General features: G+C 55.3%; 5 protein-coding genes. 1 reads left to right on the top strand and 4 read right to left on the bottom strand.

Features of this window, described 5'->3' with window-relative positions; translation table 11 throughout:
* Positions 1 to 229: 229 nt before the first annotated feature.
* A complete protein-coding gene (locus tag ALO80_RS06750; RefSeq protein ID WP_055008386.1) occupies positions 230 to 661 on the top strand; it encodes a hypothetical protein in 432 nt (143 codons plus the stop codon).
* A gap of 22 nt (positions 662 to 683) precedes the next feature.
* Here the strand turns inward: ALO80_RS06750 and ALO80_RS06745 are convergent, their stop codons facing one another.
* From ALO80_RS06745 to ALO80_RS06730, 4 genes are read right to left on the bottom strand one after another with little or no spacing between them, the layout of a single operon-like run.
* The gene (locus tag ALO80_RS06745) at positions 684 to 2141 is read right to left on the bottom strand and encodes a UvrD-helicase domain-containing protein (protein WP_055008385.1); all 1458 of its coding nucleotides are present in this window, start codon (positions 2139 to 2141) and stop codon (positions 684 to 686) included.
* A 9-nt stretch (positions 2142 to 2150) separates the two neighbouring features.
* Positions 2151 to 2900 (bottom strand): TIGR03747 family integrating conjugative element membrane protein, encoded by a 750-nt coding sequence (locus tag ALO80_RS06740; protein ID WP_055008384.1) that lies wholly within the window; start codon positions 2898 to 2900, stop codon positions 2151 to 2153.
* 39 nt (positions 2901 to 2939) lie between these two features.
* Positions 2940 to 5099, bottom strand: coding sequence for a type IV conjugative transfer system coupling protein TraD (gene traD / locus ALO80_RS06735; protein ID WP_055008383.1), 2160 nt, complete (start codon positions 5097 to 5099; stop codon positions 2940 to 2942).
* A gap of 11 nt (positions 5100 to 5110) precedes the next feature.
* Positions 5111 to 5572 carry an integrating conjugative element protein gene (locus ALO80_RS06730; RefSeq protein WP_055008382.1) on the bottom strand — a complete coding sequence of 154 codons (462 nt, stop codon included), beginning with the start codon at positions 5570 to 5572 and terminating at the stop codon, positions 5111 to 5113.
* Positions 5573 to 5574 lie beyond the last annotated feature (2 nt).

Below are 5574 nucleotides of genomic sequence, written 5' to 3'. Positions count from 1 at the left end.
ACGGTTTTGTAGGGTAGGGGGATGAAGGTCTGGGTGTATTCAAAAAGTGTCATGGGATACCAACTGCTGGGTGGGGTGTGAACGAATAGATCAGTTTTGCAGACGATGAGCGTATGAATGAGCGACAAACCTATTCCATTTAAAAAATAAAATGGTCGATGATATCCTCAATGCGCGGCTCTAGCCGCTAGCCGCTTTGAGCATTTTCACTTATGAGGGAACAGACGATATGCAGACGCTGGACTACCGAAATTTTCAGTACAAGGGCTTCCACTCCACGGGGGCATGTTTTGTCCGTGTAGGTATCAAGGATGACGGATCCCTTGTCTGCTTGATTGCCCAACTGCGTGACTACAACGGCACGTCGGTTACAAACGTCATTGAAGACATCATCAGCGGTGTTATCCATCGCCTTCATGCTGAAAAGGCTCTTCCCAAAGCGCTTTATTCAGTCAATAAGATTATCGAGCAATCCACCTGGGTCGAACACTATGCGCCCGGCATTGGAGTCTCCCCGGAAGGGTCGTGGTCCATCGTCACCCTCGACGCCGGCCATAAGCCGGACTGGGAGGATGCAAGCCTCGATAGAGTCGTTGCTCATAGCGGTGTAGAACCTGACTTCTTCACGCTGACCGAAGAAGACTTATGTTTTAAGAGGTAGCTGGCTGAGAGGGGGCGGCGCATCAAGGTTTTGAGAGCTGCTTCATGTCCTTGAAACGCTGCATGATGTCGATCACCAGCGAATTGACCGCCAGAATCTTCATGGCCCGTGTGACAGCCACGTACAGAAGGTTGAGCTCATCGTCGCGTTTGCCAGCATCGATGTCAGGCGAGAGCGGATCCGCAGAAAAATCGTCATAAAGCCCTACGAAGTCCCACTCCAGACCTTTGGCCCTGTGCGCAGTGGTAAGGGTCACGGTGGCATCGAGCTCCGAGGTCACAGAGGCACTTCTCAGTTGCTCGATCCGCTTGGGCAGGTCTGGGTAGTTTTCGATAATTTTGATTGAGCGCAGCATCTCAGGATCCTGAGTCGCCTTGGCGATTGCGACGTACTGATCGTAGTCAGCGTAATCGGTCAATAGTTTGCGCTGCTGCACCTGGTCCTTCATGTCCCGGCTGAAATAGAACAGGTCCTCCAGATCCCGCAAGGAATAGCTGTCGATCCCTCCGATCCACTGCATGCGATGGTTTTGGTTGACCAGGCGCAGCGCGTTCTCGATCACGCCGCTCACCGTGCGGTGCAGGTAGGTGCGGTGAGGCAGATCGTCGGGTAACGCTCGTTTTACCAGTGTGGGCTGTCCCAGGCCTTGCAGAGGGATCTTTTCACCCTTGAAGGACAGGATGACGTTGGCCACATAAGCCACTGCCGGCCCAAATCTGAAGCTCTGAGTCAGAAAGTGTTTCTCGGCGTCTCTCATTGCTGGGCTGTTTAAAGCATCCACAGCGCCTCTGAACCGGTAAAGTTGCTGATGCCGATCACCTACGGTCACTTGCGTGATTTTTTGGATCTGGACCAGATTTGCAATGACCGGGTTCACGTCTTGCCCTTCGTCGAGCAGGATCGCACCGAAGCGCTGGCTCAGATCTGGCTGGCTCATCTGGTAGAGCTTCAGATAGCCGTCGTGCGTCATGGATACTGAACGGTCATTGATATCGACCATCTTGTCCCAAACGTCCCTGGTCAGATTCAGCGCTTTGCTCATGTACTGTTGCTGGACCGAGGTCAGTGTGCGGTTGCTCTGGAATCGCACAAAGTGATCCTCCAGCAGCTCCAGATCCTTGCTGGCCATGAAGGCATTGAGGGTCGAAACGATGTCTTTGGCCAGCTCCCAATCCTGCGTATTGATTGTCCTCGCAATATCGGTCAAACGCAGATTGCCAGCCTGCTTGTGTTTGTACTGGCTGCCATAGACCGCGTAGGCCAAGCCGTGAGCTGTCTTGCAGGTCACGTTGCGTGGAAATCGATTCTTTGCCGCGATCTCAACGGCTTTGTTGTAGCAGAGGTACAGCATTTTGACCGACGAATTATGCTTGGCGTAACCGACGAGTGTCGTTGTCTTCCCGGTACCGGCAAACGCCTGAATCAGTAGCTTCTTCGCGAAGGAGTGAATAGCTGGCAGTTGTTCTTCTGTCCATTGCATGGAGGGCACCTAAAGGTATTTTTTGAAGCTGGACGCCGTAATGCTGACCGCCAGGCCGAGCAGTGCCGCGCATGGCAGGAGCACTAGCAAAGGGCTCACGCTGAATGGCAGAGCCAGGTAGAGGCTCCAAGGGATGATCACCAGCGGCACCATCGTTGCTCGAGCTTTGTGATACAGGTAGCTGGACTCGCGGCCGGCACCGAACCGCCGCAAGTCTCTGCGCACCAGCCCGTCGACAAAACCAACAAACGCCGTCATCACAAATAACGGGATTGCGAGGGTCAAGATCACCAGGCGCACGCAAAACACCAGTGTCGTGTAGAGCGCCGCAAGGCCGTAATCCTGAAACTTGCTGACTCCCACGCCGAGCATGTAGCGCATATCGAAACCGCGTGATCGTTGTCCTGTCGCAGCATAATCAGAAGTGTGTTGAACCCAGTCCTGAAGCCCGGTCTTGACCACCAGCCAGTCATATGTGGTTTGGACCAGCCATGTGGCTGTTCGGCCAGGCTCTTGAACAACCACACTCTGCAGGAATCCCTTGGAGAGCCAGCTGAGTTCATGATCGAGCATTGCACGAGCATGCTGCCAACCGGCCTCCGGCCAGAAAAAGTACATGCAGATCCATTCGACGATGATGGCTCCCCCCAGTGAGAGGAACATTACTGCCGCGAATCGGAAGGGCAGGGTGAAGAGAGATCCTATGAACGACTGTTCGTGCTCTTGTTGCTGTTTCGCGCGATCGGCAACGTCAGCCATAGCAGATGACCTCCCGTCGGCCTATCAGAAGGTCGAAAGTCATGCTGCGTCCCCTGGAGTTACAGCAATCTTTTTGAAGTCGTCGACCAGATCTGCAGGTAGTGATTCGTTGAGCGTCTGGTAACCAGGCGCTGACCACCAGCCAGTGTCATCGACCTTGCCCACCTGATAGGTTTGACGCATGCTTTCCGCCAAAGCCTGCAGATCTGCCGGCATCACCTCATCAGGATCATGCCCAGGCAAAGGCATTCTGATCTTCCACAGATTGCCGCCTTCCATCAGCGCAAAGCATTGGCCCTTGGGTAGCCCGACGACATGCGCTGGCTCAATCATTGGCACGCTGACCTGCTGCACCTGGTCATGACTGGAGGATGTGAACGCGGTATTTCCCGTTGCACTGTCATTCGCCGAGCTGGCCGGGGTGGCTGTGAAAACCTGAACCTTGGGCAACTGGTTGGTCAGCAGCTCGGCGGTGGACGTTTCGCGGACCCGCAGCATGAACACGTTGTTGAAGTTGCCGATCACCTGACCGGCCTTGGCCTTGTTGCCGATCTTCGCTTCGATATCGCTCATGGTCTGGGTGTAGGCAGTGACCTGCATGCCGGCACCGCCGCCCTTGTTGATCATCGGAATAAATTCCTCCCCCATCAGTTCGTTGAACTCATCGGCGTGGAGGTTGATAGGGACTTTGGTGCCAGGGACGCCGCCCGGTAGTCCGTCGTCGACGCCGAACTTGTAGATATGTCCTGCGACCGAGACCAGGTCGGAGAACATCGAGTTGCCGACGGCAGCGGCGACCTCCGTGTCCGACAAGGCGTCCAGGCCGATATAGACCACAGCCTTTTTGCGGACCACTTGCATCCAGTCGAAGATCGGACGCGGATCGTTCACGTCCTGATAGTCAGGCGAGATCAGTTCCGCCATTCGCCCGGTTGTAAGCTTCTCAAGCAACGGCAGTAGCGAGGCGACGATTTTGTCGAAATAGGTCTTGTCGTAGCGGACCGCACTGCGCAGTCCATCCATCACTGGATCTGCTACGCGTGTCTGAGACAGGTATTGATCGATGGCCACCACGCGTAAAGGGCGGCCTTTCATGTTGAAAGGTATGTTTTTATCGTTGAGCTTACCTTCGATGGCAACGATGATTTCCCAAGCCTTTGGATCAAACTCATCAAAATATTTCTTTGCGTACTCCAGAAAGATCCCTTCGATGTTGATCACGTGCTGCTGGATCTGCAGGTAGTCAGGTCGACGGCCTAAAGCGACAAGGGCTCTGGCGATGATGTTCACGAAACGCCAGGCGAATTCACGGAATGCTGCCGAGTTACCTTCGCCGGAAAGCTGACCAGCGATCCGGGTGGCCACCTCTGAGATCCGTCCGAAACGGCCAACGGCGTTGTAGCGTGCCGAGTGATCCGGCCAGCCCAGGTGGAACACATAAAATTCGTTCAGGCGTCCGGCGCGTTTGGCTTCCAGATACATGCGCTTGAGCAGATCGGCGTCGCCCTTCGGGTCGAAGACGATGACGACCTCGTGCTGGCCGTGCTTTTTTCGCCTGATGTCCTGAGTGATGAACAATTCAGCCAGTCGCGTTTTTCCGACGCGGGTAGTGCCCAGGACAATTGAATGGCCTACTCGCTCGCCCAACGGGAGAGACACGTTCTCCTCGTATGGCTCAATGCCGTGCAGTCTTGGCATCCCGCCTACCGGGGGAAGCGGTCGCACTGGATTGATAGGCACGTCCCATGACGTGACTCTGGCCAGTAGCCGCACAGGGTAGGGAGCAAACTCCGCTCTTTCCTCAAAGCGACGTGCTGCCCGGAACAGTGGTGTGGCCTCCACGTAGCTGGCGTATTTGGGCAGGTAAGTGTCCATCAGTCGCTGGGTGTGGCGCTGCTGCCAGCGAAAGCCAAGACCGATGAACAGACGTTGATTGCTGACCGGCACTTCTTTACTGGTCATCGTGTAATGAGGCAGTCGACGGATGTTTCGACGATAGCGCAGCACCTGCCAAGCTTGTTTCAGCCGCATAAAGCCTAAAGCCAGAAAGCCCGCAGACGTCACGATGCCGAACAGCGGAGTCAGCGCGAACGCCCAGGGCGCGAACACGCATAGAAAAGCACCTGCAGCGCACACGTACACGGTGTACAGCTCAACGGCGGGTCTGAGTAGGGATTCAATGGCGTAATCGTGAGCCATAACCCGACCTCCTATTGCTCGATGGCGGTTGGGGTGATCAACACCGGATAGTGATTCAGGCCGAGTCGTTGAGAGAGCTCGTCACCCGATGCGGGGGAAACGAGCGCGTCGGGCAACCAACTCCTGACTACGGCAAGTCGTTCTTGTGTGGCCACGTTGACTACCAGTCCTACGGCCTGCATCTGCTTCAGCACCGCACCGCGTTCTTGTAGCCATCGGCGTGATGTTTCATCGTCCCCGATCAGGAACAAAGGCTGCAGGCCTGGCGCGTTGATGATTCGGCCCTGAACGGTTCCTGGAGTCATTCGAGTGGTGCGTACCGGCAATCCCTGTGCTGTTACAGGATCCAGTTGTGAGGTCAGGTCATTTGAAACAGAAGAGGAGGGCTCGGGATTGAGAGATCGATAGTAAGGCAGCGCTGAGTCACCACCTTTGTCTTCAACTACGGTGAGCTCAGCAGCTTGGCAGATCAAAA

The sequence above is a fragment of the Pseudomonas caricapapayae genome (assembly GCF_001400735.1).
In the GTDB taxonomy this organism is placed as follows: Bacteria; Pseudomonadota; Gammaproteobacteria; order Pseudomonadales; family Pseudomonadaceae; genus Aquipseudomonas; species Aquipseudomonas caricapapayae.
The sequence above is the reverse complement of the archived record's forward strand: the minus strand, read 5'-3'. Positions and strand labels throughout refer to the sequence as shown.

Excerpts from the sequence above, each read along its gene's own strand:
- ALO80_RS06750 (WP_055008386.1), top strand. The coding sequence starts at position 230 with ATGCAGACGCTGGACTACCGAAATTTTCAGTACAAGGGCTTCCACTCC.
- ALO80_RS06745 (WP_055008385.1), bottom strand. The coding sequence starts at position 2,141 with ATGCAATGGACAGAAGAACAACTGCCAGCTATTCACTCCTTCGCGAAG.
- ALO80_RS06740 (WP_055008384.1), bottom strand. The coding sequence starts at position 2,900 with ATGGCTGACGTTGCCGATCGCGCGAAACAGCAACAAGAGCACGAACAG.
- traD (WP_055008383.1), bottom strand. The coding sequence starts at position 5,099 with ATGGCTCACGATTACGCCATTGAATCCCTACTCAGACCCGCCGTTGAG.